Origin of the sequence: Amycolatopsis mongoliensis (assembly GCF_030285665.1) — a bacterium.
In the GTDB taxonomy this organism is placed as follows: Bacteria; Actinomycetota; Actinomycetes; order Mycobacteriales; family Pseudonocardiaceae; genus Amycolatopsis; species Amycolatopsis mongoliensis.
In genome coordinates this window covers 381,842-404,680 of the sequence record NZ_CP127295.1, presented here as the reverse complement: position 1 = coordinate 404,680, position 22,839 = coordinate 381,842, and the positions used below count along the sequence as shown (strand labels likewise).

20 protein-coding genes are annotated in these 22,839 nt (G+C 71.8%); 10 read left to right on the top strand and 10 right to left on the bottom strand.

Annotation, left to right across the window (positions count from 1 at the left end):
* Nucleotides 1–106: 106 nt before the first annotated feature.
* Nucleotides 107–298 (bottom strand): 50S ribosomal protein L28, encoded by a 192-nt coding sequence (gene rpmB, locus QRX60_RS01930; protein ID WP_003091970.1) that lies wholly within the window; start codon nucleotides 296–298, stop codon nucleotides 107–109.
* Between the two features lie 133 nt (nucleotides 299–431).
* Here rpmB and QRX60_RS01925 point away from each other — a divergent pair, with 133 nt between their 5' ends.
* Genes QRX60_RS01925 through QRX60_RS01915 form a run of 3 tightly spaced genes read left to right on the top strand, consistent with a single transcriptional unit; the run spans nucleotide 432 to nucleotide 4,630 of the window.
* The gene (locus tag QRX60_RS01925) at nucleotides 432–2,009 is read left to right on the top strand and encodes a DAK2 domain-containing protein (protein WP_285999069.1); all 1,578 of its coding nucleotides are present in this window, start codon (nucleotides 432–434) and stop codon (nucleotides 2,007–2,009) included.
* 3 nt (nucleotides 2,010–2,012) lie between these two features.
* Nucleotides 2,013–4,166 (top strand): ATP-dependent DNA helicase RecG, encoded by a 2,154-nt coding sequence (gene recG, locus QRX60_RS01920; protein WP_285999068.1) that lies wholly within the window; start codon nucleotides 2,013–2,015, stop codon nucleotides 4,164–4,166.
* Nucleotides 4,163–4,630 carry a GNAT family N-acetyltransferase gene (locus QRX60_RS01915; RefSeq protein WP_285999067.1) on the top strand — a complete coding sequence of 156 codons (468 nt, stop codon included), beginning with the start codon at nucleotides 4,163–4,165 and terminating at the stop codon, nucleotides 4,628–4,630. Before recG ends, QRX60_RS01915 begins: the two co-directional genes overlap by 4 nt.
* Here QRX60_RS01915 and QRX60_RS01910 read toward each other — a convergent pair.
* Nucleotides 4,590–5,225: a TetR/AcrR family transcriptional regulator gene (locus QRX60_RS01910; RefSeq protein ID WP_285999066.1), complete on the bottom strand. Its 636-nt coding sequence runs from the start codon at nucleotides 5,223–5,225 to the stop codon at nucleotides 4,590–4,592. The two genes, QRX60_RS01915 and QRX60_RS01910, sit on opposite strands and share 41 nt — an antisense overlap.
* Nucleotides 5,226–5,256: 31 nt before the next feature.
* Here QRX60_RS01910 and QRX60_RS01905 point away from each other — a divergent pair, with 31 nt between their 5' ends.
* The 5 genes from QRX60_RS01905 to QRX60_RS01885 all read left to right on the top strand — a co-directional run bounded on the left by QRX60_RS01905 (nucleotide 5,257) and on the right by QRX60_RS01885 (nucleotide 14,034).
* Entirely contained in the window at nucleotides 5,257–6,396 is a 1,140-nt protein-coding gene (locus tag QRX60_RS01905) for an erythromycin esterase family protein (protein ID WP_285999065.1), read from the top strand.
* A 54-nt stretch (nucleotides 6,397–6,450) separates the two neighbouring features.
* Complete coding sequence (locus QRX60_RS01900) at nucleotides 6,451–8,622, top strand: caspase, EACC1-associated type (protein ID WP_285999064.1); 2,172 nt, start codon at nucleotides 6,451–6,453, stop codon at nucleotides 8,620–8,622.
* 43 nt (nucleotides 8,623–8,665) lie between these two features.
* The gene (locus QRX60_RS01895) at nucleotides 8,666–9,562 is read left to right on the top strand and encodes a S8 family peptidase (RefSeq protein ID WP_286003473.1); all 897 of its coding nucleotides are present in this window, start codon (nucleotides 8,666–8,668) and stop codon (nucleotides 9,560–9,562) included.
* 306 nt (nucleotides 9,563–9,868) lie between these two features.
* Nucleotides 9,869–13,246, top strand: coding sequence for a pyruvate carboxylase (locus QRX60_RS01890; RefSeq protein ID WP_285999063.1), 3,378 nt, complete (start codon nucleotides 9,869–9,871; stop codon nucleotides 13,244–13,246).
* Nucleotides 13,243–14,034 carry an arginase family protein gene (locus QRX60_RS01885; protein ID WP_285999062.1) on the top strand — a complete coding sequence of 264 codons (792 nt, stop codon included), beginning with the start codon at nucleotides 13,243–13,245 and terminating at the stop codon, nucleotides 14,032–14,034. Before QRX60_RS01890 ends, QRX60_RS01885 begins: the two co-directional genes overlap by 4 nt.
* Before the next feature lie 24 nt (nucleotides 14,035–14,058).
* On the opposite strand, the gene QRX60_RS01880 is transcribed toward QRX60_RS01885, so the two are convergent.
* Both QRX60_RS01880 and QRX60_RS01875 read right to left on the bottom strand, forming a co-directional pair.
* Nucleotides 14,059–14,418, bottom strand: coding sequence for a GntR family transcriptional regulator (locus tag QRX60_RS01880; protein ID WP_285999061.1), 360 nt, complete (start codon nucleotides 14,416–14,418; stop codon nucleotides 14,059–14,061).
* Entirely contained in the window at nucleotides 14,415–15,110 is a 696-nt protein-coding gene (locus tag QRX60_RS01875) for a hypothetical protein (protein ID WP_285999060.1), read from the bottom strand. Before QRX60_RS01875 ends, QRX60_RS01880 begins: the two co-directional genes overlap by 4 nt.
* 458 nt (nucleotides 15,111–15,568) lie before the next feature.
* On the opposite strand from QRX60_RS01875, the gene QRX60_RS01870 reads away from it, so the two are divergent.
* Nucleotides 15,569–16,849, top strand: a complete 1,281-nt coding sequence (locus QRX60_RS01870) for a PucR family transcriptional regulator (protein ID WP_285999059.1) — start codon at nucleotides 15,569–15,571, stop codon at nucleotides 16,847–16,849.
* On the opposite strand, the gene QRX60_RS01865 is transcribed toward QRX60_RS01870, so the two are convergent.
* The 3 genes from QRX60_RS01865 to QRX60_RS01855 form a co-directional block, all read right to left on the bottom strand.
* Entirely contained in the window at nucleotides 16,846–17,436 is a 591-nt protein-coding gene (locus QRX60_RS01865; RefSeq protein ID WP_285999058.1) for a DUF6801 domain-containing protein, read from the bottom strand. The two genes, QRX60_RS01870 and QRX60_RS01865, sit on opposite strands and share 4 nt — an antisense overlap.
* Nucleotides 17,437–17,454: 18 nt before the next feature.
* Nucleotides 17,455–18,873, bottom strand: coding sequence for a DUF6801 domain-containing protein (locus QRX60_RS01860; protein WP_285999057.1), 1,419 nt, complete (start codon nucleotides 18,871–18,873; stop codon nucleotides 17,455–17,457).
* An 80-nt stretch (nucleotides 18,874–18,953) separates the two neighbouring features.
* A complete protein-coding gene (locus QRX60_RS01855; RefSeq protein ID WP_285999056.1) occupies nucleotides 18,954–19,592 on the bottom strand; it encodes a DUF6801 domain-containing protein in 639 nt (212 codons plus the stop codon).
* Nucleotides 19,593–20,019: 427 nt separating this feature from the next.
* On the opposite strand from QRX60_RS01855, the gene QRX60_RS01850 reads away from it, so the two are divergent.
* Entirely contained in the window at nucleotides 20,020–20,898 is an 879-nt protein-coding gene (locus QRX60_RS01850; RefSeq protein WP_285999055.1) for an RCC1 domain-containing protein, read from the top strand.
* 39 nt (nucleotides 20,899–20,937) lie between these two features.
* Here the strand turns inward: QRX60_RS01850 and QRX60_RS01845 are convergent, their stop codons facing one another.
* The 3 genes from QRX60_RS01845 to QRX60_RS01835 form a co-directional block, all read right to left on the bottom strand.
* Entirely contained in the window at nucleotides 20,938–21,582 is a 645-nt protein-coding gene (locus QRX60_RS01845; protein ID WP_285999054.1) for a hypothetical protein, read from the bottom strand.
* 67 nt (nucleotides 21,583–21,649) lie between these two features.
* Nucleotides 21,650–22,357 carry a hypothetical protein gene (locus tag QRX60_RS01840; protein ID WP_285999053.1) on the bottom strand — a complete coding sequence of 236 codons (708 nt, stop codon included), beginning with the start codon at nucleotides 22,355–22,357 and terminating at the stop codon, nucleotides 21,650–21,652.
* A complete protein-coding gene (locus tag QRX60_RS01835) occupies nucleotides 22,354–22,833 on the bottom strand; it encodes a hypothetical protein (protein WP_408630251.1) in 480 nt (159 codons plus the stop codon). The genes QRX60_RS01840 and QRX60_RS01835 overlap by 4 nt, the downstream gene beginning before the upstream one ends.
* Between the last annotated feature and the right edge of the window lie 6 nt (nucleotides 22,834–22,839).

The following is a 22,839-nucleotide window of genomic DNA, read 5'->3' as shown; positions in this document are numbered from 1 at the left end:
CGTGAGTGTTTAGGGCGGTTAGAACCGCCCTAAACACTCACGACCGGGTGCGGGCATGAAAATGGCGGGTGTTCCGGAGAACACCCGCCATCCCAAACTTCTCGCCTCAGCCGCGAACGACCTTGCCCGCCTTGATGCACGAGGTGCACACGTTCAGGCGCTTGCGCTGGGACACACCCACCTTGGCGTGGACGGTCTGGATATTCGGGTTCCACCGGCGGTTGGTACGGCGGTGGGAGTGCGAGACCGACTTGCCGAAGCCGGGTCCCTTGCCACAGACGTCGCACACGGCAGCCACGTCGAACTCCTTTGGATCTGGGTCATAGAAATGAGCCCAGATGCACTGGGCAACTCGACCATAGTAACCAGTGGCTTCCCGGCCTGACGCACCGGGTCGATACGCTGCCTCGGACCGGTCAGGAGGTTACGGGGTGCGGGTGCTGGACACGGCGGCTGTGTCGGCCTGGGCGACGGGCTGCGTGCACAGTCTCGCGAGCCTGCGGCCGGCCATCGACGAGATCAACGTCTACCCCGTCGCGGACTCCGACACCGGCTCCAACATGCTCTTCACGATGACCGGCGCGGCCCGGGAACTCGAGGCCGCCGAGCCGGAAAACGCCGCCGAGGCGCTGAAGATCCTCGCGCGCGGCGCCGTCGCTTCGGCCAAGGGCAACTCCGGCGTGATCCTTTCCCAGGTCGTGCGCGGGCTCGCCGACCGGGCCGAAGGCGAACTGGACGGCGAGTGGCTGGCCAGGGCGCTGGACCACGCCGACGAGGTCGCCACCGGCGCCGTGAGCCGGCCGGTCGCCGGGACCATCCTCACCGTCCTGCACGCCGTCGCCCTCGCCGTGCGCGGCGACAGCCGGGCCCTGACCGAGGTCGCCCAGGAGGCCGCGAAGGAAGCCGCGCACGCCCTCGAGAAGACGCCCCTGCAGCTGCCCGCGCTGGCCAGGGCCGGCGTCGTCGACGCGGGTGCCCGCGGGCTCGTCGCCGTGCTCGACGCCCTGGTCGGCGTGCTCACCGGCGCCCCGCTCCAGCAGGAGCACGCCCTGGAGAGCCACGCGGTCCCGCAGGCCGAGGCCTACGCCTGGGAGGTCATGTACCTGCTCGACGGCGTCGACGAGCAGGGCCTGCCGACGCTGCGCAAGGAGCTGAGCGGCCTCGGCGACAGCGTCACCGTGGCCGGCGACGGCTCGGGCAGCCACGCCGTGCACGTCCACTGCGCCGACATCGGCGCCGCCATCGAGGCCGGGCTCGCGCTGGGCCGCCCGCGCCGGATCCGCGTCGAGCCGCTGCTCACGCCGACGCCGATCGAGCCCGGTGGCGGGCTCGACCGCACGGTCGTCGCCGTCGTGCACGGCGGCGAGCTGGCCGAGCTGCTGCGCGCCGAGAGCATCCCGGTGCTGGCCGTGCCCGAGGGCGAAACCCCCAGCGTCGAGGACGTGATCAGCCTGCTCAACGAAGCCGCCGGGCGGCACGTCACGGTGCTGCCGGGCAGCGTCGCGCTCACCGCCGCGGTCGACGTCGCGGCCGGGCACGCGATGGCCGCCGACCGGGACGTCGTGGTCATCCCGTGCGTCTCGCCGGTGCAGATCCTGGCCGCCCTCGCGGTGCACGACGCCGCCCGCCGCACCAACGACGACGTCGTCGCGATGGCCGAAGCGGCCGCCGCGACCAGGCGTGGCGAACTGCGGATCGCGCGGGAGGAATCGCTAACCTGGGTGGGCCGGGCCCAGTCCGGCGACGTGGTCGGCCTGGTCGACGACGAGGTGGTGCTGATCGAGCCGGCACCGGCGTCGGAGACGAACCTGGTCGCGGCCGCGATGAAGGTGCTGAACCGGATGCTGGCGCTCGGCGGGGAGCTGGTGACGGTGCTGAGCGGGGACGCCGCGCCGCCCGGGGTCGCCGAGGAGCTCGCGGAACAGCTCCGGGTGGAGCACCCGGAGGTGGAGCTGACCAGCTACGCCGGCGGCCAGGCGGAAGCCGTGCTGCTGATGGGAGTCGAATAGCCGATGGCCGGACTGCGCGACAAGCTGCCACTGCTGCTGGGCGCCAAGACGGCGAAGGCGCTCGCCACGGCGTTGGACATCGAGACGGTCAGCGACCTGCTGCGCCACTACCCGCGCCGCTACGCCGAGCGCGGCGAGCTCACCGACATCGCGGGCCTCGAGCTCGGCGAGCACGCCACCGTGCTGGCGCGCGTGGAAAAGGTGAGCAAGCGGCGGATGAAGTCCCGCAACGGGACCATCCTCGACATGGTGATCACCGACGGGAAGCGCCGGCTCACCTGCGCCTTCTTCAACCAGGCCTGGCGCGAGAAGGACCTGGTCCCCGGCAAGACCGGCCTGTTCGCCGGCAAGGTGTCCGCCTTCCGCGACACCCTGCAGCTGACCAACCCCGAGTACGAGCTGTTCGAGGCCGACCGCGAGGCCGAGGCGATGGACGACTTCCTCGCCGCGATCATCCCGGTCTACCCGGCGGCGCAGGGCATGCCGACGTGGTCGATCGCCAAGTGCGTGCGCCAGGTCCTCGACGTCCTCGAGGTCGACGAGGACCCGATGCCGGCGGAGCTGCGGCGGCTGCACCGCCTGTCCGACCTGGACACCGCGCTGCACGGCATCCACCGCCCGGCCAACTGGGCACACCTGGAAGCTTCGAAGAAGCGGCTCAAGTGGGACGAGGCCATGGCCGTCCAGCTGATCTTCGCGCAGCGGCGCCACTCGGCCATCTCGCGGCCGGCGAAGGCGAACCCGCACGTCAGCGGGGGCCTGATGGACGCCTTCGACAAGCGGCTGCCCTTCGACCTGACCGCGGGCCAGCGGGGGATCGGCGACGAGATCGCCGCGGACCTCGCCTCCGAGCACCCGATGAACCGGCTGCTGCAGGGCGAGGTCGGCTCCGGCAAGACGATCGTCGCGCTGCGGGCGATGCTGCAGGTCGTCGACAACGGCCGGCAGACCGCGATGCTGGCGCCGACCGAGGTCCTCGCCGCCCAGCACGCGCGGTCGCTGCGGGAGATGCTCGGCGACCTCGGCCAGGCGGGCGAGCTGGGTGCCGCCGAGAACGCCACCCGCGTGACGCTGCTGACCGGGTCGATGGGTGCGAAGGAGCGCAAGAAGGCGCTGCTGGAGATCGTCAGCGGCGAGGCGGGCATCGTCGTCGGCACGCACGCGCTGATCCAGGACCACGTCGAGTTCGCCGACCTCGGCCTCGCGGTCGTCGACGAGCAGCACCGGTTCGGCGTCGAGCAGCGGGACGCGCTGCGCACCCGCGGCGCCGGGGACACCAGCCCGCACGTGCTGGTCATGACCGCGACGCCGATCCCGCGCACGGTCGCGATGACCGTGTACGGCGACCTGGAGGTCTCCGCGCTGCGCGAGATGCCGGTCGGGCGGTCGCCGATCAGCACCACGGTCGTGCCGGTCGCCGAAAAACCCGCCTGGTTCGACCGGATCTGGCAGCGGGTCCGCGAAGAGGTCGGCAAGGGGCACCAGGGGTACGTCGTGTGCCCGCGGATCGGCGACGAGCCGCCGTCGGACAAGAGCGACAAGCGGCCGCCGCTCGCGGTCCTCGACGTTGCGCCCGACCTGGAGCACGGCGCGTTGCAGGGGCTGAAGATCGGCGTGCTGCACGGCCGGATGCCGCCCGACGAGAAGGACGCCGTGATGCGCGCGTTCTCCGCGGCGCAGCTCGACGTCCTCGTGGCCACGACGGTGATCGAGGTCGGCGTGAACGTCCCGAACGCGACCGCGATGGTGATCATGGACGCCGACCGGTTCGGCGTCAGCCAGCTGCACCAGCTGCGCGGCCGCGTCGGCCGGGGCAGCGTGCCGGGGGTCTGCCTGCTGGTCACCGAGGCCCTCGACGGCACGGCGACGCGCGAACGGCTGGCGGCGGTCGAGTCGACGACCGACGGCTTCGAGCTGTCACGCCTCGACCTCGAGCTGCGCCGCGAAGGCGACATCCTCGGCGCCGCGCAGTCCGGGAAGCGGTCCGGGCTGAAGCTGCTGTCGCTGCTGCGCGACGAGGACGTGATCGCCGCGTCGCGGGCGAGCGCGCAGGAGATCGTCGAGCAGGACCCGGACCTGAAGAAGTACCGCGGGCTGGCACAGATGGTCGCCGACGTCGTCGACGTCGAGCGCGCGGAATACCTGGAGAAGAGTTGATCCGCCCGGCCACGGTCGCCGACGCCGCGGCGATCGGCGAGGTCCACGTGGCTTCGTGGCAGGCCGCGTACGCGGGGCTGATCCCGGCCGACTTCCTCGCCCGGCTCTCGGCGGAGCCGCGCGCGGCGTCGTGGGCCCGGCGCATCGGCGACGGCGGCCCGGTGCTGGTCGCCGAGGAAGACGGCGTCATCGTGGGGTTCGCCGCGTACGGGGACGGCCGGCTCTACGCGCTGTACCTGCTGCCGGAGTACTGGGGGCGGGGCCTCGGCCGGGCGTTGCACGACCGGGTCGTCGAAGAGCTTTCCGGGGACAGTGTCGTCCTGTGGGTGCTGTCGACGAACGAGCGCGCGAAGGCCTTCTACGTCCGGCAGGGCTGGGTCGACGACGGCGCCACCCAGACCGAGACGATCGACGAGGGCCGGGTCACGCTGGAGGAACGGCGGTACCGGCGCTCCCTGCCGTGAACACGCCCGCTTTCGCGGCGGCCGCGGCGGCTTTCGCGGCGAGATCGGCGTCTTCCGGCGTCACGCCCTCGCGGGAGACGAACAGGCGGTAGAAGACCGGCCCGCACGCCACGCGCACGACTTCGACGGCGTCGGTGCCGGGCGGGACCTCGCCGCGTTCGACGGCCCGGTCGACGACCGCCGCCGAGCGCGCGTGGCGGTCGACGTAGAACTCGCGCAGCGCGTCCGCCGCGCGGTCCGACAGGAAGGCCGCGGAGATCGACGCCGTCGGGAGCTCGCGCTCGCCCGGCGAGGTGAAGTAGTGCACCAGCTCCAGGTTGATCCCGCGCAGGTCGCCTTCGAGCGAGCCGGTGTCCGGGGCCGTCCACTCCTGCTCGGTCCCCATCAGCAGGGCCGCCGCGACCAGGCCTTCGGCGGACTCCCACCGGCGGTACAGCGTCGTCTTGTGCACGCCGGAGCGTTCGGCGACCGCCTCGACGGTCAGCTCCGCGTACCCGCGTTCGCCGAGCAGCTCGAGGGTGGCGTTCAGGGCGGCGAGGCGCGTCCGCTCGGTGCGCCCGCCCGGCCGCCGTGTGCCGGAAATCTCGGTTGCCAACTGCTACTCCTGTTGCGTTAGTGTGCCCAGTATGCCAGAGCCAGGGTCCATCGACGTCACGTCCATCGCCGCCCTGATCGGCGACGCCGAGGTCGTCGCGATCGGCGAGAACAACCATCACATCCGTGAGTTCGGCGCGCTGCGCGACCGTCTCCTCCGGCACCTCGTCTCCGAACGCGGGTTCACGGTCCTGGGCTTCGAAGGCGGGTTTCCCGAAGGGCACCTGGTCGACACGTGGCTTCAGGGCGGCCCGGGTGACGTCGCCGACATCGCGCGGGACGGCTTCACCTTCGGCCTCGGCGATTCGGCCGAGGTGCACTCGATGCTGACCTGGCTGCGCGGTCGCGGTGTCCGGTTCGCCGGTCTGGACGTGCCGAGTTCGGCGGGGTCGCCGGTGCCCGCGCTGCAGGCCCTCCGCGAGCACGTCTTGCGCGTGGACCCGGCCAACGTGTCCCTTGTGGACACGGCGGTGGCGGCGTGCGAGCCGTACGCGTCGGTGAGCAGTGCGGTCGCGCCCGGGCGGTACCAGGAAATGATTCCTGAAGCGCGCGATGCGGCGACGGCGGCGCTGACCGTCCTCAACGGACACGTGGCGGCGCTCGGCTACGGCGACGTGGCCGCGCACCACGCCGAGGGCGCGCTGCGGATCGACCTGTACCTGCGGGAGCTGGCCGCGCTGATGGCGGGCCGCGCGCCCGAGCCGCAGAGTTCGTCGCGGGACGCGTACATGGCGGCCACCGTGCGGCTGCTGCGCCGGCTGCACCCGGGCGAAAAGATCGTCCTGATGCTCCACAACGGGCACCTCCAGCGCGTGCCGTTCTCGCCGATGCCCGGGATGACGGCGCCGTCCGCGGGCACGCACCTGGCCGCGGAGCTGGGGGAGAAGTACTTCGCGCTCGCGCTCACCGCCGTCGCGGGGACGACCACCGGCCTGGCCCCCGACCCGGAAGCCCGGTTGGGGTTCCGGATGTTCGAGCAGGCCCTGGAGGCGCCCGCGGAAGGCAGCGTCGAGGCGGCACTGGCATCTCGAGCGCCCTGCGTGGTCGCGCACCCGGCGGCGTCGAGCATCCGGCACGCGCACATGTCACCGGCGGTCGACGTGGCGGCCGCGTTCGACGCCGTCGTCTGCCTCGAAGGGCAGGAAACGATTTTCCAGGCGGCGGCCGGTTAGGTGTGCCCGTTCGGCTGCTTGCCGTAACGCTCCCGGTGGGCGTCTCCTACCGGTATGGCCGGGCGGAGGCGGGCGCTGATCGTCGCCAACGGCGAGTACGACAACGCGGGGCTGCAGCGGCTGGGCTCGCCCGCGGCGGACGCGGACGCCCTCGCGGAGGTGCTGTCCGACCGGGCGATCAGCGACTTCGAGGTCCAGGTGGTCCGCAACGAGACCGCGCACGTCGTGCAGGCGGAGATCGAGGACCTCTGCGCCGAGGGCCGTTCCGACGACGTCCTCCTGATGCACTTTTCCTGCCACGGCTTGAAGGACGACTCGGGCGGGCTGTACTTCGCCGCGCGCAACACCCGGCCCGACCGGCTGCGGTCGACCGCGGTGCCCGCGCAGTTCGTGCAGCAGTGCCTCCGGCAGAGCCGCTCGCGCAGCGTCGTCCTGCTGCTGGACTGCTGTTACGGCGGCGCGTTCGGGCAGGGCGTGGCGGTGCGGGCGTCGGGCGACGCGAACGTCCTGGACAGCTTCCGCGGCGGCCGCGGCCGCGCGGTCATCACGGCGTCGAACTCGATCGAGTACGCCTTCGAGGGCGCGCGGCTGGCCGAGGGGGAGCCCGCGCAGCCGTCGGTGTTCACGTCGGCGCTGGTGGAGGGGCTGCGCACGGGTGAGGCGGACCGCGACGAGGACGGCTGGATCGCGCTCGGCGAGCTGTACGAGTACCTGTTCGACCGCGTCCGCGAGCGCAACCCGAAGCAGACCCCGAGCCGCGACATCGAGATGCAGGGCGAGCTGTACCTGGCGAAGAGCAGGCGTCGCCGGATCAAGCCGTCCCCGATCCCGCCGGACCTGGCGGGCGCGATCGCGGCGGAGAACCAGTTCACGCGGCTGGGCGCGGTGGCCGAGCTGCGGCGCCGGCTTTCGAGCGACAACCTCCCGGTGGCGATGGGGGCGTTCGAAGCGCTGAAAGTCATGGCGGCCACGGACATCCAGCACGTCGCGGCGGCGGCGTCGGACGCGCTGGGCGTGGCGGTGGTGCGGGTGGACACGTCTTCGGTGCGGTTGTCGGCAGACTCCGGCGAGGTGGCTTCGGCTTCGCTGCGGGTGTCGGGGCCGCCGGTGGCGCGGGAGGTGCGGTTCGAGGCCTCGCACGCGTGGATCCGGGTGACCGAGGTTTCCGGTGGGGCGGAGCTGTCGGTCACGGCGGGGGAGTCGGGAACGCGCCAGGGGAAGGTCGTGGTGACCGGGCCGACCGGCGATGTCGTGGTGGCGGTGGAGATCGAGGCGGTCCCGGAGCCGGCGCCCGAGCCCGTGGTCGCCGCGGAACCCGAAGCCGAGCCTGTGGTGACAGATCCGGAACCGGTGGCTGTGGCCGAACCCGAGCCCGAACTCGGGAAATCCACGCCCCAGCCGGCATCGACGGCCGGGGCGCGGGCGGGTGCGGTGGATCCGGTCGGCGGGTTCGCCGGGGTGACCGCGATCGCCGGCGCGGTCTTCGCGGTGATCGGCCTGGGCCTGTACTACCGCTACGGCGAATACAAGCTGGCCGAGTACCGGCCCGGTATGGAGTTCTACGCGGGGATCGTGGCGGCCTGCGCGCTGCTCGCCGGGATCCTGACGCTGGCGCCGCGGACCAGGTCGCGGACCGGACCGGCCCTGCTGCTCGGCGTCGGTCTGGCCGCCCTGTTCGGGTTGCTGCGCTTCCTCGGTGAGGCGGTCACCCTGTCCGACGGCTCGGGCACCGAGCTGAACGCCGGCTTCACCTTCGAGCTGCTGGCGCACCTCGCGTGGGTGGTCGCGGGGGCGTGCGCGCCGGCGGCGCTGCGCCGGAGCCACGCGCTGGGCATCGGCAGGGTGCGCGACCGGCCGGCCTGGGTGGCGATCGTCCTGGGCGTGACGATCGCCGTCGGCTGGCTCCTCCAGCTCGGCGAGCTGGGCGCCTACGACTCCGGCGACGCCGGCCGCGCGGCGGCCTACTTCGTGCTCGGCGCCTTGCTGGCCGTGGCCGTGCCCGTCGTCGCCATGGTGCTTCGCCCGCGCCCCGTGGGCTGTGCCGTGCTGGGCATGGGGACCGCCGGGCTGCTGGGTGTCCTCGCGCCGACGGCCGCCGCGGCGCTGGATCATTCCTCCGTGACCGTGGCGGGACTGACGATCGCCGCGTCGGGCGTCTTGCTGCTGGCGATCGACACCGTGGTTCTGGCCGTCCGCCGGAATCAGCCGAACGGGCGACAGTCCTGAGTTGTCGCCCGGGCACCGCCGGGGTACCACGACGATCATGAGGATGCTTCTCGCGGCAGTGGCGGTCGTGCTGGCAGGTCAGACCCCGGCGGTCGCCGCCGGCGGGGTGCAGCCGGATCCGCCGGGCTGGGGGCTGGACCGGATCGACCAGCGCACCGGGCTCGACCACGCCTACCGCTACGCGAACGACGCCTCGGGCGTCACGATCTACGTGATCGACAGCGGCGTCGACGCGAAGCACCCCGACTTCGAGGGCCGGGTCGCGCCCGGGCGGGACTTCCTGGCCGGCGGCTCCGACACGTCCGACACCAACGGCCACGGCACGCGCCTCGCCGGGATCGCCGCGGGCAAGGACTACGGCGTCGCGAAGGGCGCGCAGATCGTGCCGGTGCGGGTGCTCGACAAGGACGGCGGCGGCGCCACCGACCAGATCATCGCGGGCCTCGACTGGGTCGCGCAGAACGCCCAGCAGCCGGCGGTCGCCGTCCTCGGCATCGGCGGCGTCCCGAACGACCAGCTCGACGCGGCGGTGAAGCGCCTGGCGGCGGTGGTCCCGGTCGCGGTCCCGGCGGGCAGCGAGACGGCGGACGCGAGCGGGTTCTCCCCGGGCCGGGTGCCGGAGGCGCTGACGGTCGGCGCCACGGACGTCCAGGACCACCCGGACAAGGCGTCGAACTTCGGCCAGGACGTCGACCTGTACGCGCCGGGGGTGGAGGTCCCGGGCCCGATCGCGGGCGGCACCGGAGGGGGCCCCGAGTCGGGCACGTCGATGGCGGCGGCGTTCGCGGCGGGAGTGGCGGCGCTGTACCGCGCCCAGCACCCGGAAGCCTCGCCCGGCCAGGTGGACCAAGCGCTTGTTCAGGCGGCGACCCCGAACGCGTTGCAGGGCGTTCCGGACGGCACGGCCAACCGGCTGCTTTACGCGTCACCGGGATCCTGAACGGCCGCAGCTGGGTTGCCCACAGCGCGGCCCGTATGTGGACAAGCGGGCCGCAGCAGCCGCTTTCCCGGCTTTTCGTCCGGGGGGCCCGTTACGCTGGACAAGGGCACGCCCCCCGAGGAGGGCGGGGGCTGCGTTGCCGGTGGCTGATCCTCCGCGTCGAGGGGTCGTCGAGGGGTGCCACCAAGGCTGACCGGTGAACCGTCTGGTCCGCATGATGTCCATCACCTGGTACTGAACTCCCGCAGAGCGGGAAGAACCGGGTAACGTGCGTTGACTTACCGATCCAAATGGGAAGGACCGGGCATGTTCCGCAAGGTGCTGGTGGCCAACCGCGGGGAGATCGCGATCCGAGCGTTCCGCGCCGGCTACGAACTGGGCGCGGGTACCGTCGCCGTGTTTCCGCACGAGGACCGCAACTCGCTGCACCGGCTGAAGGCCGACGAGGCGTACGAGATCGGCGAGCCCGGTCATCCCGTGCGTGCCTACCTCTCGGTCGACGAGATCGTCGCCGCCGCGAAGAAGGCGGGGGCCGATGCCGTCTACCCCGGTTACGGCTTCCTCTCCGAGAACCCCGATCTCGCGCGCGCGTGCGAAGAAGCGGGTATCACCTTCGTCGGGCCGAGCGCCGACATCCTCGAGCTCACCGGGAACAAGGCGCGCGCGGTCAAGGCCGCGCGGGAGGCCGGCGTACCCGTCCTCGGGTCGTCCGAGCCCTCCAGTGACGTCGACGCGCTGGTCGCGGCCGCCGAGGACCTGGGCTTCCCCGTCTTCGTGAAGGCCGTCGCCGGCGGTGGCGGACGCGGGATGCGCCGCGTCGAGGACCCCGCCCAGCTGCGCGAGTCCATCGAGGCCGCCGCGCGCGAGGCCGAGTCCGCCTTCGGTGACCCGACCGTCTTCCTCGAGAAGGCCGTCGTCGAGCCGCGGCACATCGAGGTGCAGATCCTCGCCGACGGCGCGGGCAACGTCATCCACCTCTACGAGCGCGACTGCTCGGTGCAGCGGCGCCACCAGAAGGTCGTCGAGCTCGCCCCGGCGCCGAACCTCGACCCCGAGCTGCGCGACCGCATCTGCGCGGACGCGGTCAAGTTCGCCCGCCAGATCGGCTACCGCAACGCCGGCACCGTCGAGTTCCTGCTCGACAAGCAGGGCAACCACGTCTTCATCGAGATGAACCCGCGCATCCAGGTCGAGCACACGGTCACCGAAGAGGTCACCGACGTCGATCTCGTGCAGTCGCAGCTGCGGATCGCCGCCGGCGAGACCCTCGACGACCTCGGCCTGGCGCAGGACAAGATCTACCTGCGCGGCGCCGCGCTGCAGTGCCGCATCACCACCGAGGACCCGGCCAACGGCTTCCGCCCGGACACCGGGATGATCTCCGCCTACCGCTCGCCGGGCGGCTCGGGCATCCGGCTCGACGGCGGTACCGCCTTCTCCGGCACCGAGATCAGCGCGCACTTCGACTCGCTGCTGGTGAAGCTCACCTGCCGCGGCCGCGACTTCAAGACCGCCGTCGGCCGCGCGCGGCGCGCCGTCGCCGAGTTCCGGATCCGCGGCGTCGCCACGAACATCCCGTTCCTGCAGGCGGTTCTCGACGACGAGGACTTCCGCGCCGGGCGCGTCACGACGTCGTTCATCGAGGAGCGCCCGCAGCTGCTCACCGCGCGGCAGTCCGCCGACCGCGGCACGCGGCTGCTGACCTACCTCGCCGACCAGACGGTCAACAAGCCGCACGGCGAGCGCCCGAAGACCCCGGACGCCACGCTGAAGCTGCCGAAGCTGCCGAAGGACGCGCAGCCGGCGCCGGGCTCGAAGCAGAAGCTCGTCGAGCTGGGCCCGGGCGGGTTCGCGGAATGGCTGCGGAAGTCGCCGCACATCGGCGTCACGGACACGACGTTCCGCGACGCGCACCAGTCGCTGCTCGCCACCCGCGTCCGCACGAAGGACCTCCTCGCGGTGGCGCCGATCGTCGCGAACACCCTGCCGCAGCTGCTGTCGCTGGAGTGCTGGGGCGGTGCGACCTACGACGTCGCGCTGCGGTTCCTCGCCGAGGACCCGTGGGAGCGGCTGGCCGCGCTGCGCGAGGCCGTGCCGAACATCTGCCTCCAGATGCTGCTGCGCGGGCGCAACACCGTCGGCTACACGCCTTACCCGACCGAGGTGACGACCGCCTTCGTCGAAGAGGCCACGAAGACCGGCATCGACATCTTCCGGATCTTCGACGCGCTCAACGACGTCGAGCAGATGCGCCCGGCCATCGAAGCCGTGCGCGAGACCGGCTCCGCCGTCGCCGAGGTGGCGCTCTGCTACACCTCGGACCTGTCGGACCCGGGGGAGAAGCTCTACACGCTCGACTACTACCTCAAGCTGGCCGAGCAGATCGTCGGCGCCGGGGCGCACGTCCTGGCGATCAAGGACATGGCCGGGCTGCTGCGCGCGCCCGCGGCGACCAAGCTGGTCACCGCGCTGCGCAAGGAGTTCGACCTGCCGGTGCACATCCACACCCACGACACCGCGGGCGGCCAGCTGGCCACCTACCTCGCGGCGATCAACGCGGGCGCGGACGCCGTCGACGGCGCGGTGTCGTCGATGGCGGGCACGACGTCGCAGCCGTCGCTGTCGTCGATCGTGGCGGCCACCGACCACTCCGACCGCACGACGGGGCTGGACCTGGACGCGATCGGCGAGCTGGAGCCGTACTGGGAGAGCGTGCGCAAGATCTACGCGCCGTTCGAGGCCGGGCTGGCGTCGCCGACCGGGCGCGTCTACCACCACGAGATCCCGGGCGGGCAGCTGTCGAACCTGCGCACGCAGGCCATCGCGCTGGGCCTGGGCGACCGGTTCGAGGACATCGAGGCGATGTACGCCGCCGCCGACAAGATCCTCGGCCACCTGGTGAAGGTGACGCCGTCGTCCAAGGTCGTCGGCGACCTCGCGCTGCACCTGGTCGGCGCGGGCGTGGCCCCGGCGGACTTCGAGGCGGAGCCGAACAAGTTCGACATCCCCGACTCGGTGATCGGCTTCCTGCGCGGCGAGCTCGGCGACCCGCCGGGCGGCTGGCCGGAGCCGTTCCGCACCAAGGCCCTCGAGGGCCGCGCGGCGGCGAAGCCGGTCGCCGAACTGTCCGAAGAGGACCGCTCGGCACTGGCTTCGGAGCCGCGCCGGACGCTCAACCGGCTGCTGTTCCCGGCGCCCACCAAGGAGTTCGAGGCGCACCGCGAGGCCTACGGCGACACGTCCGTGCTGCCCAGCAAGGACTTCTTCTACGGGCTGCGGCCGGGGGAGGAGTACGCGGTCGACCTCGAACCGGGCGTGCGGCTGCTCATCGAGCTGGAGGCGATCGGCGAGGCCGACGAGCGCGGCGTGCGCACGGTGATGTCGACGCTCAACGGCCAGCTGCGGCCGATCCAGATCCGCGACCGGTCGATCGCGTCGGACATCCCGGCGACCGAGAAGGCGGAGAAGGGCAACCCGAAGCAGGTCGCGGCGCCGTTCGCCGGCGTGGTGACGCTGCAGGTCTCCGAAGGCGACACGGTCGAGTCCGGAGCGACGGTCGCGACGATCGAGGCCATGAAGATGGAAGCGTCGATCACCGCGTCCGCGGGCGGCAAGGTCGGCCGGCTGGCGATCAACTCCGTCCAGCAGGTCGAGGGCGGTGACCTGCTGCTGGTGCTGGAGTGACGCTGGTCAACGCGGTCCCGCAGCGCCAGGGCGCGGTGGGGCCGCGGGCGGCGGAGCTGCCGGACGGCTGCCTGGCGCTCGCGGAGCTGGCCGGGCACGTGCTCGGCCGGCCCGTGCACCACGTCCGGCAGACGCGGACGGTGTCCGAAATGGACCGGGGAATCGCGTCGCGGGCCGAGCTGACGGGCCCGAACCGCGCGGCGCAGCTGGCGGCGCTGGAGGCCCCGGGTGGCCCGGTCCTGACGATCGGCGGCGACTGCGGGGTCGAGCTGGTGCCGATCGGCGTCGCGCGGTTCCGGTACGGCCCGGGCCTGGGCGTCGCGTGGTTCGACGCGCACGCCGACCTGAACACGGCCGAGTCGTCCCCGTCGGGGGCGTTCCACGGGATGGTGCTGCGGTCGCTGTTCGGCGAGGGCGACCCGGAGTTCGCGGCCGCCCCGGCGCTGACTCCCGGGAACGTGGCTCTCGCCGGGACGCGCGTGTTCGACCCGGAAGAGCGGTCGGCGGTTTCGCGGGGCTTGGCGGTCACGTCGATGGATGCCCTGGCGGGCGTGGAGAAGCTGTACGTCCACGTGGACCTGGACGTGCTGGACCCGGCGGAGTTCGCGGGCCTCAACCACCCGGAGCCGGGCGGCTGGACGATCGAACGGCTGGTGTCCGAGCTGGACGCCCTGGCCGGGTACGAGGTCGTGGGCGCGGGGATCACCGAGTGCGTGGGCACCGCACGCGAGGTCGAGGTGCTGACGCCGGTCCTGGAAGCGGTGGGTCGCCTCCTCGTGAGTGGTTAGGGCGGTTCTAACCGCCCTAACCACTCACGACCAGGCCGCGCGGACTGCGTTCAGGGCGGTGTCCAGGTCGGCGCCGAGGTCACGGGCCTGGGTCAGGTAGGCGGTGGCCGCGGCGAGGAGGAGCTCCGCGGGGGCCGGGCTGCCGGCCGGGATCGTCACCACCGTGCCGCGCGCGCGGGCCGTCGCCACCCAGCCCGCCACCTCCAGCTCGCGGTACGCGCGGGCCACCGTTCCGGACGCCAGTCCCAGGTCCCGGGCCAGCTGGCGGATCGGCGGCAGCTTCGCCCCCTCCGGCAGCGCCCCCGTCGTGATCGCGTGGATCACCTGGTCGTGCACCTGCCGCCACGGCGCGAGCCCGTTCTCCGTGTCGACGACGATCTTCACGCGGCCGCCGGCAGCCGTTTCACCGGGGCCGTCACGGCGAGGAACGCGGCCAGCCCGACCACCACGACCACGAGCGAGCCGAGGTTGCCCGCCGGCCAGCCGAGCGCGGCGCAGGTGCCGATGCCCAGCCCGATCGCGACGCGCCCGCTGCGGCGGCGCAGCGCCAGGTCGGCACGCGGTTCCCCGACCGCCGGGCGGCGCACCGCGAGCGCGGTGATCACCCAGCAGAGCAGCGTGGTGCCCGCCGCCACGGCCAGCAACGTCCACTGCCGGGTCACCGCGAGGTGCACGATCGCGCCCGCCGAAGCCAGCCCGCTGAGCACCAGCGCCCAGACCGGCACGACGTCGCGCAGCGTCCGCGGCACCAGGGCGGCCTCCCGGCGCGGGCCGCGCGCGGGCCGCTGGGCGAACAGCTCGGCGATCAGGCCGCCGAGCAGCAGCGTCGCGACGATCGTGCCGGCGCCGGTGCCCTCGAGGACCGGCGGGATGGCCAGGAACAGCCACGGGTACCAGAGCCGGCGCCGCTTGAGGTACCGGACGGCGAGCGCCACCTCGGCCGCGTCCGGGTCCGGCACGCCCCAGCGTTCGAGCAAGCGCTTTCCGTGCTTCTCGCCGGGCCACAGCACGATCAGGATCGCCAGGCCGATCAGCCCGGTGAAGAGCGCGACCGCCAGCACGTTGTCCCACGGCATGTCCGGACCTCCTCGCTTGTATCAATCACACGATACAAGCAGGCTCGGTGCGCCGCGACCCGGTGGGCCTCGATCGCGGGCCGCATCGGGCGCATCCGCAGCCGCGTGACCACCACGGCCAGCGCGAACACCACGACGAGCGGCACTCGGGAAAGCCACACGCCAGCCGCAGGATCGCGACGCGGGTGGGGTCGGCGGCGCGCAGCTGGGCGCGGCGCATCGCCTCGCTCCGGCTCTTGGGGAGTTCGGCCGTTCGTACGTACAATCGTGAGCAGTCGGCGGGGTGGTTGTCAGCGTTCCGCAGCCGAGCCTTGTGAACTTGTCACGAAGATGACAAGAAATCGGTTTCCCTTCGAAGGTGTGACACGTTCCGGACTACTTTTTCGATGTGTCCGGTGTCACCCCGCATCAGGCGGGGTGCGCTGGCCGGGGTCCCGGGGCGGAGCGAAGGAGCTGCGATGTCGGTGGAGCGCGGATTCGATCACGCTGCGCCGCCACCCGCCGCACTACCTCGCAAGCTCGCCGACATCCTGCGTCCCGAGCTGGCCAGCCTTGCCGCGGAGATCGTCGACGAGATCCGCGCGACCATCCCGGCTTACGCCCGCCCGCTCGACGGCCCCTACGGCAAGTCGATCCGCGCCGGCGTCGAGTACGCGATCACGTTGTTCGTCGCGCAGATCGCCGACCCGACGGTGTCCAAGGAGCAGTCCCACGAGGTGCACCACCGCTTGGGGCAGAACGAAATGCGCGAAGGCCGCAGCCTCGACACGCTGCAGTCGGCGTACCGGGTCGGCGCGCGCGTGTCGTGGCGGCGGATCATGCGCGTGGGGCGGCGAAGCGGGCTCTCGTCGGCGGTGATGTCCCAGCTGGCCGACGCGATGCTGGCGTTCATGGACGAGCTCGCCTCCGTCGCGCTCGACGGTTACCTGGAGGCGAAGGCGCGCACGGCGGGCGCGCTCGACACCTGGCGCCGCAAGCTGTTGCGCCTCATCCTCGAGACGCCGCCCGCGTCCCCCAAGGCGATCGCCGAGCTGGCCCAGCTGATCGGCTGGCCGGTGCCCACCGACGCGACGCCGGTGGCGGTCTGCCCGGCCGACGGTGTCGCCCCGGCCCGCCGGCACGCCGGGCTGGACGCGGACATCCTCGCCGAGCTCGACACCCCCGACCCGAAGCTGGTGGTCCCCGGCGAGCTCGGCGGCGCCCGGCTGGCGACGCTGCAGGTGGCCCTGCCGGACTGCCGGCTCTCGATCGGTCCGTGCGTCCCGCTCGCGTCGGTGGCGGACTCCCTGCGCTGGGCCCGGAACGCGCTGCAGCTGGCCGAGCGCGGGGTGCTGGTGCCGCGCCCGGTGCTGCGCGCGGAGGAGCACCTGGCGACGCTGCTGGTCAACTCCGACACGGGCCTGGTCGGCACGTTGCGGCACCGCCTGTTCGCGCCGCTGGCCGACATGACGGGCAAGCAGCAGGAGCGGCTGCTGGAGACGCTGCGGGCGTGGCTCGACAGCCAGGGCAACGTGGTGGAGATCGCGGAGCGCCTGAGCGTCCATCCCCAGACGGTCCGCTACCGCATGCGGCAGTTGCAGGCGACGTTCGGCGAGAGCCTGCGCAACCCGGCGGCGCGCTTCGAGATGGAGCTGGCGTTGCGCGCGGGCGCGGCACCGTTGCCGTTGCGGTACCCGGTGAGCGAGCTGCTGCCGTCCCCGCGCACGGGGACAGCGCGTCCACAGTGGACGTCCAACTAGGACACGGGAAGGGCGGGGCTGAAAGCGGGGTTCTGCGCCGGGCTGGTCACCTTGACGTTGCAGCTCATCGTCCACGGCATCCAGGTGCCGTTGGGGCGCCTGTGGAACTGCAGCGCCAAGGAGAACGGGGTGCCCATACTGAACTCGACTAGGCCGGGGTCGCCCGCCACGAACGATTCGGAGCCGCCGGCGAAATCGATCCATCCGGTGAGCGAGGGCCAGATCTGCTCCGGGACGATGCCGCCGACGCTCAAGCCCGGGGTGGCGTTCGACGCGGTCACCTGGATCATCCCGCTGCCGCGGACGCCGTCGTAGCCGAGGGCCGCCAGCAAGCGGATCGCGGTATCGCTGAAGAGGATCCTCCCGGAGATGCCGGTGATCGAGAAGGTACTGCCGGCCGGGACGGTGTCCGGGCCGGTGAACTCCGCCATCGCGGTCACCTGCTGGGTGAAGCCCGGGAACGCGCAGTTGTAGGGCACAGCGGAGGAAGGCGAGCTGAACGTCGTGTCCGCTCGCGCCGGCCCGGCGGTTCCGGCGAGGACGAGGACCGTCGCGGCGGCCGTCGTCAGGAAACGGCGGATGTTCATGTGCCCTCCAGGCGTGCCTCAGTTCGGGTTCTTCGTGACCGCCTTCTTCGCTGCCGAAGCTTCCGAGCCCGGCGGGGGCGGGAGAGTGTCGGGCGGGCACTGGGTGTGGTCAGGCTCGGAACACCCGTTCAGGTTGTAGGTGTCGATGAAGGCCTGGTTGCCCCAGCCCGTGCTCATGCCGCTGAGCAGCGGGGTCAGGTCCTGGCCGCCGGAGCCGCAGTCGCGGAAGGGGGGCAGGTAGAAGCCCTTCACCGGATCGGTCCGGACGTGGCCGGTGGTGAAGGGGTCATAGCGACCGGTGATCTCGAGCGACACCGGCTCCTTCGTCACGCAGTCGGAGCCGACGTCGAGCGGGACGCCGTTGATCTTCGCGCCGCTCAGCTTGCCCATCACCTTCAGCTCGGTACGCAGGTTCGTGTAGCCCTCGTCGTCGGTGAACAGCCCGCCGCCGACTTCGATCATCTTGCTGTTCCGGTAGTCGACCGGCAGGAACTCGACGGTCGCGGTCACCGGCACGAACCCGAAGCCGAGGAACGTGGTCGTGGCCGGCTTGAACACCGCCGACCCGGAGACCCGGGACTCGCCGGTGTCGATGTTCACCGTGAAGAACGCGTTGAGCAGGATGGCGGGGTCGGCGACGACGGTCGCGCCCAGCCTCGCGACGGTCGACCTCGTCATGATGGTGATGAGGCCGAGCGGCACGGTGTATTCGTTCGGCGGAGGTTCGTCGTCCAGAGCGGCTGCCGCACCGAGAGCGGCCTTTTGCTCGGCACCCGGCGTCGCCGGCGGCTGGACGAGGATCGTGCCCAACGTCGCTTGCTGATCGGGATCGAGGGCGCACGCGATCGGCGGCGCCACGGGGGCGCCGGCCGCGTCGGGCGCGGGGGCGGCGGGAGCGGCTGCCAGCGCGAGCTTCGGCGCGGTGACGTCGAAGGTGACGGAGCCGATGGTGTTGATCGCGATCTCCGGCACGGTGCCGGTGGCGGTGAGGGTGACGTTGCCGGTTTCCGGCAGGGGCGTCGGTGCCACGGTGAGGGGGACCGGGATCTGGTCCGAGCGCTCGCCCTGGTGCACGGCGAGGTCGAGCTGCACGGCGCCCTGCAGCGAACCGGCGGTGGCGCCGGCGGGCAGGAGCGACAGGGCGACGTCGCGGGGGAGGCTGAACTGCGCGGAGTACTTGCCGATCGTCGCCGAGGTGCCGGTCTTCGCCAGCGTGGGCAGGGTCGCCGTCGTTTCGACGGTGAGCTTCCGCGAGCCGAGCGGATCGGCGAAGGGACAGGTCACCGAGACCGACGCCGTCGCCGTCTTCTCCGGCGGGGCCGTGGGGGCGGGGGCGGCCGAACCGACCCCGGTCAGTGCGCCGTTCGCCGCGGACAGCAGGCCGGCGGCCGCCAGCGCGGACACCGTGACGGAGCGGGGCCGGACTCGACGGGGCATCGGTTTCCCTGGTGTGTTCGGAAGCGGCGACGGAAGATCCCGGTGCGGACCCGGCGAGGGGCCCGCACCGGGAAACCCGGTCAGGAGACGGTGATGCTCGGGCTGAACGCGGTGTTCTGCGCCGGGTTGGTGACCTTCAGGGTGCAGCTCATCGTCCACGGCGTCCAGGTGTCGTTCGCCTTCTTGTGGAACTGCAGGTTCGCCGTGACGGTGCTGCCCATCGACAGCGTGTCGGTGCCCGCCGCCGCCGGCGCGGTGTAGGTCGGGACGCTGGACGTCGCGACCTGCGAGATGTTCACCGTGATCGGGCCGCCGGCCGGGTAGATCGTCAGCGGGATGTCGAGCCCGGTGGCCGCCGGCTGCGACAAAGTGCCCGACGCCGCCGTCACCGGCACCGTGGCGGTGCCCTGGATGCCGTCGTAGCCGACCGCGGTGAGCAGCGCGTGGACACCGGCGCTGATCGTCGCGGAGCCGCCCACGTTGACCGGGGTGAGCGTGCCCCCGGCCGCCACGGTGTCGTCCGCATCCAGGTGCGAGGTCACGAGGACCGGCTGCGGCGTGACGCCGGGGAAGGTGCAGGTGTAGGTCAGGGGCGTGGTGCCGCCGGCGGTGTAGGTGACCGTGGCGGCGGCCGCGGTGCCTGCGGTCAGCACCGCGATGGCGCCGACGGCGGTGGCGGTGGTGGCGAAACCGGCGGACAGCCTGCTGAGTCGCGACATACTGTCATCTCCTTTGATTCAGTTCAGTCTCGGCTTTGGCTGATCGATTGCCCGCCGTCGTTGATCCCCCATCAAGTCCGCCCGACTTCGTTGCCCCGAGCGGCGGACGCGATTTCATCGACGTGCGAGGTGGAGGTCCATCTGCCGTAGTCAAGGCTACTCGCCAGTTCAGTACGGAACAAGACTTTGTGTCGACGGCGGTAAGGGGTACCGGGGGCGCTCCGGTTTCTTGTCGGCGGACCCATAGGTACCGCCGCGGCGTTGTCGGATTATGACAAAGAACGGCCGCGGTTCCGAAGGCGGCCGGGTACGGTCTACCATTCACGATCTTGCCGAAGCAATCCCGGATAAGAACCGGAGAAATGAGGCTACCGTGCCGGTTACTTCTCGTTGTGGACGGGGAGCTGTATTCACCGTGTCGGCGGCGATGGCCCTGTCACTCTGTGCGTCGCCGGCGTCCGCGGCCACCGCCGGCGGGGTGATCGCCTGGGGGAAGCAGGACTTCGCCATCACCGTTCCCCCGACGGCGGCGCTGACCGGGGTCACCGCCGTGTCGGCGGGCTCCACGACCGTGCTCGCGTTGAAGGGCGGGGCGGTCCTCGCGTGGGGCGCGAACAACTGGGGCGCCAACGAGGTGCCCGCCGCCGCGTCGTCCGGGGTCAGCCAGATCGCGTCGGGCTGGGGGCACGAACTCGCTCTCAAGAACGGCACGGTCCTGGCCTGGGGCAACGACTGGTACGGCCAGACCGACCTGCCCGCCTCGCTGGCCAGTGGCGTCACGGCGATCGCGACGTCCTACTTGCACAGTCTGGCCCTCAAACAGAACGGTCAGGTGGTGAGCTGGGGCAGCCGGACCGACGTGCCGGCGGCCGCGCAGTCCGGCGTGACCGCGATCGCCGCCGGCGCCGACCACAACCTGGTGATCAAGAACGGCGGCGTGCTGGCGTGGGGGAACAACCTCTACGGGCAGGCGACCGTGCCGGCGGGCCTGTCGTCGGGAGTCACCGCGGTGTCCGCCGGAGCCCAGCACAGCCTGGCCTTGAAGGACGGCCGCGTCTACGCGTGGGGCCGCAACAACTACGGTCAGGTGACCGTCCCCGATGCGGCCTTGTCGGACGTCGCGGGCATCGATGCCGGGGCCAACCACAACCTGGCCTTCAAGACCAATGGCGACATCATCGCCTGGGGTTCGAACCTGGTCGAGGAGACGGCCTCGTACCTGCTCCCGTGCGGGCCGATCTTCGCTGTCTCGGCGGGGGAGAACGACAGCTTCGCGCTGAAGGAAAACCCCAGCGCGCCATGCTGAGCGGGCGGGTGGCGGGCGGTGCGCCCGCCACCCGTCGCGTCAGCTCGCCGCGTTGGGGGTGAGGGTGAGGGTGATCGTGTTACCCGGCCCCGAAACCAGCGCTCCGAGGGCGATGTCGGCGACCCAGCAGTTGGTGAACTCCGGGATCGTGTAGTCGGCCGTGACCGTGATCGGCGAGAAGATGTCGATGTCCTTCGCCACCAGGTTCAGGTCGACCGGGGTCTTCGTCTTGCAGGCGCCCGGCACGGTGGGCAGCGGGATGACCGGCGAGAGCAGGCCGACCCAGATGTTGCTGATCTCCATGTTGGCCTTGGCGTGCGTGGTCAGCGTGGCGTCGGCCAGGGTGCCGGTGGCCGGGCCGAGCGGGATCACCTTCACCGTCGCCTTGATCTTGAACAGGCCGGAAACCAGGGAGATGTTCGCCTGTGACGGCGGCAGGGTCAGGTCCGCGTTCAGGCCGACTTCGCCGGTCTCGTCGTTGACGAGCAGGTTTCCGGCCAGGGTGCCGGGGCCGAGCGACATGGCGCTGCCGGTCTTCTTCACCACCGTGCTGCCGTTCACCGAGAAGGAGACCGGGAACGGGATGATCTCGGCCGACGCCGGGGTCGCGGTGACCAGGGTCAGCGCCACGGTCGCCGCCGAAGCGAGCACGGCGAGTCTCTTGATTCGCGTTGCAACGGACATACTTGTTCTCCCTTGCGATTGTCATCCCGGTTCCCGGGTGCTCCCGGAAACCGTCAGTACGCGTCGGTCAGCGCGGTTCGAGCTCAGTGACGACCCAGCCGTCGCCGGTGCGTTCCGCGGTCACGGAAAGCTGCGCGGCAGCACTGTCGGTCGCATTGTTGTCGACGCGAACAGCTGATTGGTCGAGAAATACGAGTAACGTCGCGTGACCATTTCGCAGGTCCTGCACGGCGATCGCGGAAACGCGCGAAGTGAGGACGAGTTTCTGTGCCGGGGCCTTCTCACGCACCTGGGTGAAGAGCTTGTCGTAGGAATCCTTGGCGTTCCCGCGCAACACCGCGGCGGCGGCCTTTTCGGTGACGTCGGTCCGGTCGTAGGAATAGGAGAAGATCTGGTTCATGGCGATGGTGACGGCGGAGGTGACCTCGGCGGTCGCCCCGACGTCGGTGAGGGCCAGGTTGGCGGCGGCGGGGTTCGCGGCGGCGGAGCGGGCTTCGAGGGTGAACCAGACCCCGGCCCCGGTGAGCAGGACGGCGGCGGCGAGGAGCAGCGCGGGAAGCCGGAGCCACGCGGGACGGGGCCGAGCGGGTTCGGGGACCGCATCGGCGTCGGTATCGCCTTGGGGCTCGTCGGTCGCGGCTTCGGGATCAGCCGAGGAGATGTCGGCAGGTTCGGCTTCGGTTTCGTGCTGCTCGGTCTCGATGGAGGTTGTTTCAGGCACGGTCTCACCCACCGTCTCGGGGGCGTCGTGCCGCACCGTCTTCGTCCGGTTCATCGGGCACCTACCGGCAGCTGGTCGAGGGCGCTGAGCTTCCACCCGTCCGGAGTCCGGGTCAGCGCCGCCGCGAAGCGGTTGCGCTTGACCGCCGGGGCCGTTCCCTGCTTCGCCATCGTGATCTCCACCGAGGCCAGCATCTTCGCCGTCCCCGCGTGCTCGTCCAGTTCGCTCAGCGCCGCGTCGAGGACGCGGCCCGTCGCCACCGTCGCGTTCGCCGCCAGGGTCTTCTTCGTCGTGTCGTCCGTGCGGGCGAGCTGGTCGTGCAGCGGGCCCGTCGACGCCGACAGCCAGCGGCCGAGACCGCCGTTCACGTCGTGGTAGTCCAGGGTGTTCAGCTCCGCCACCAAGGTGCGGCCGCTCGTCAGCGCGTCGTCGCGGGCCACCCCGTACGTCACCGAAGACGCGTGGGCGGCCGCGTACCACGAGTAACCCGACCAGCCGGCGAACACGGCCGCCGCCGCCGCGAGTGCCATCGCAGC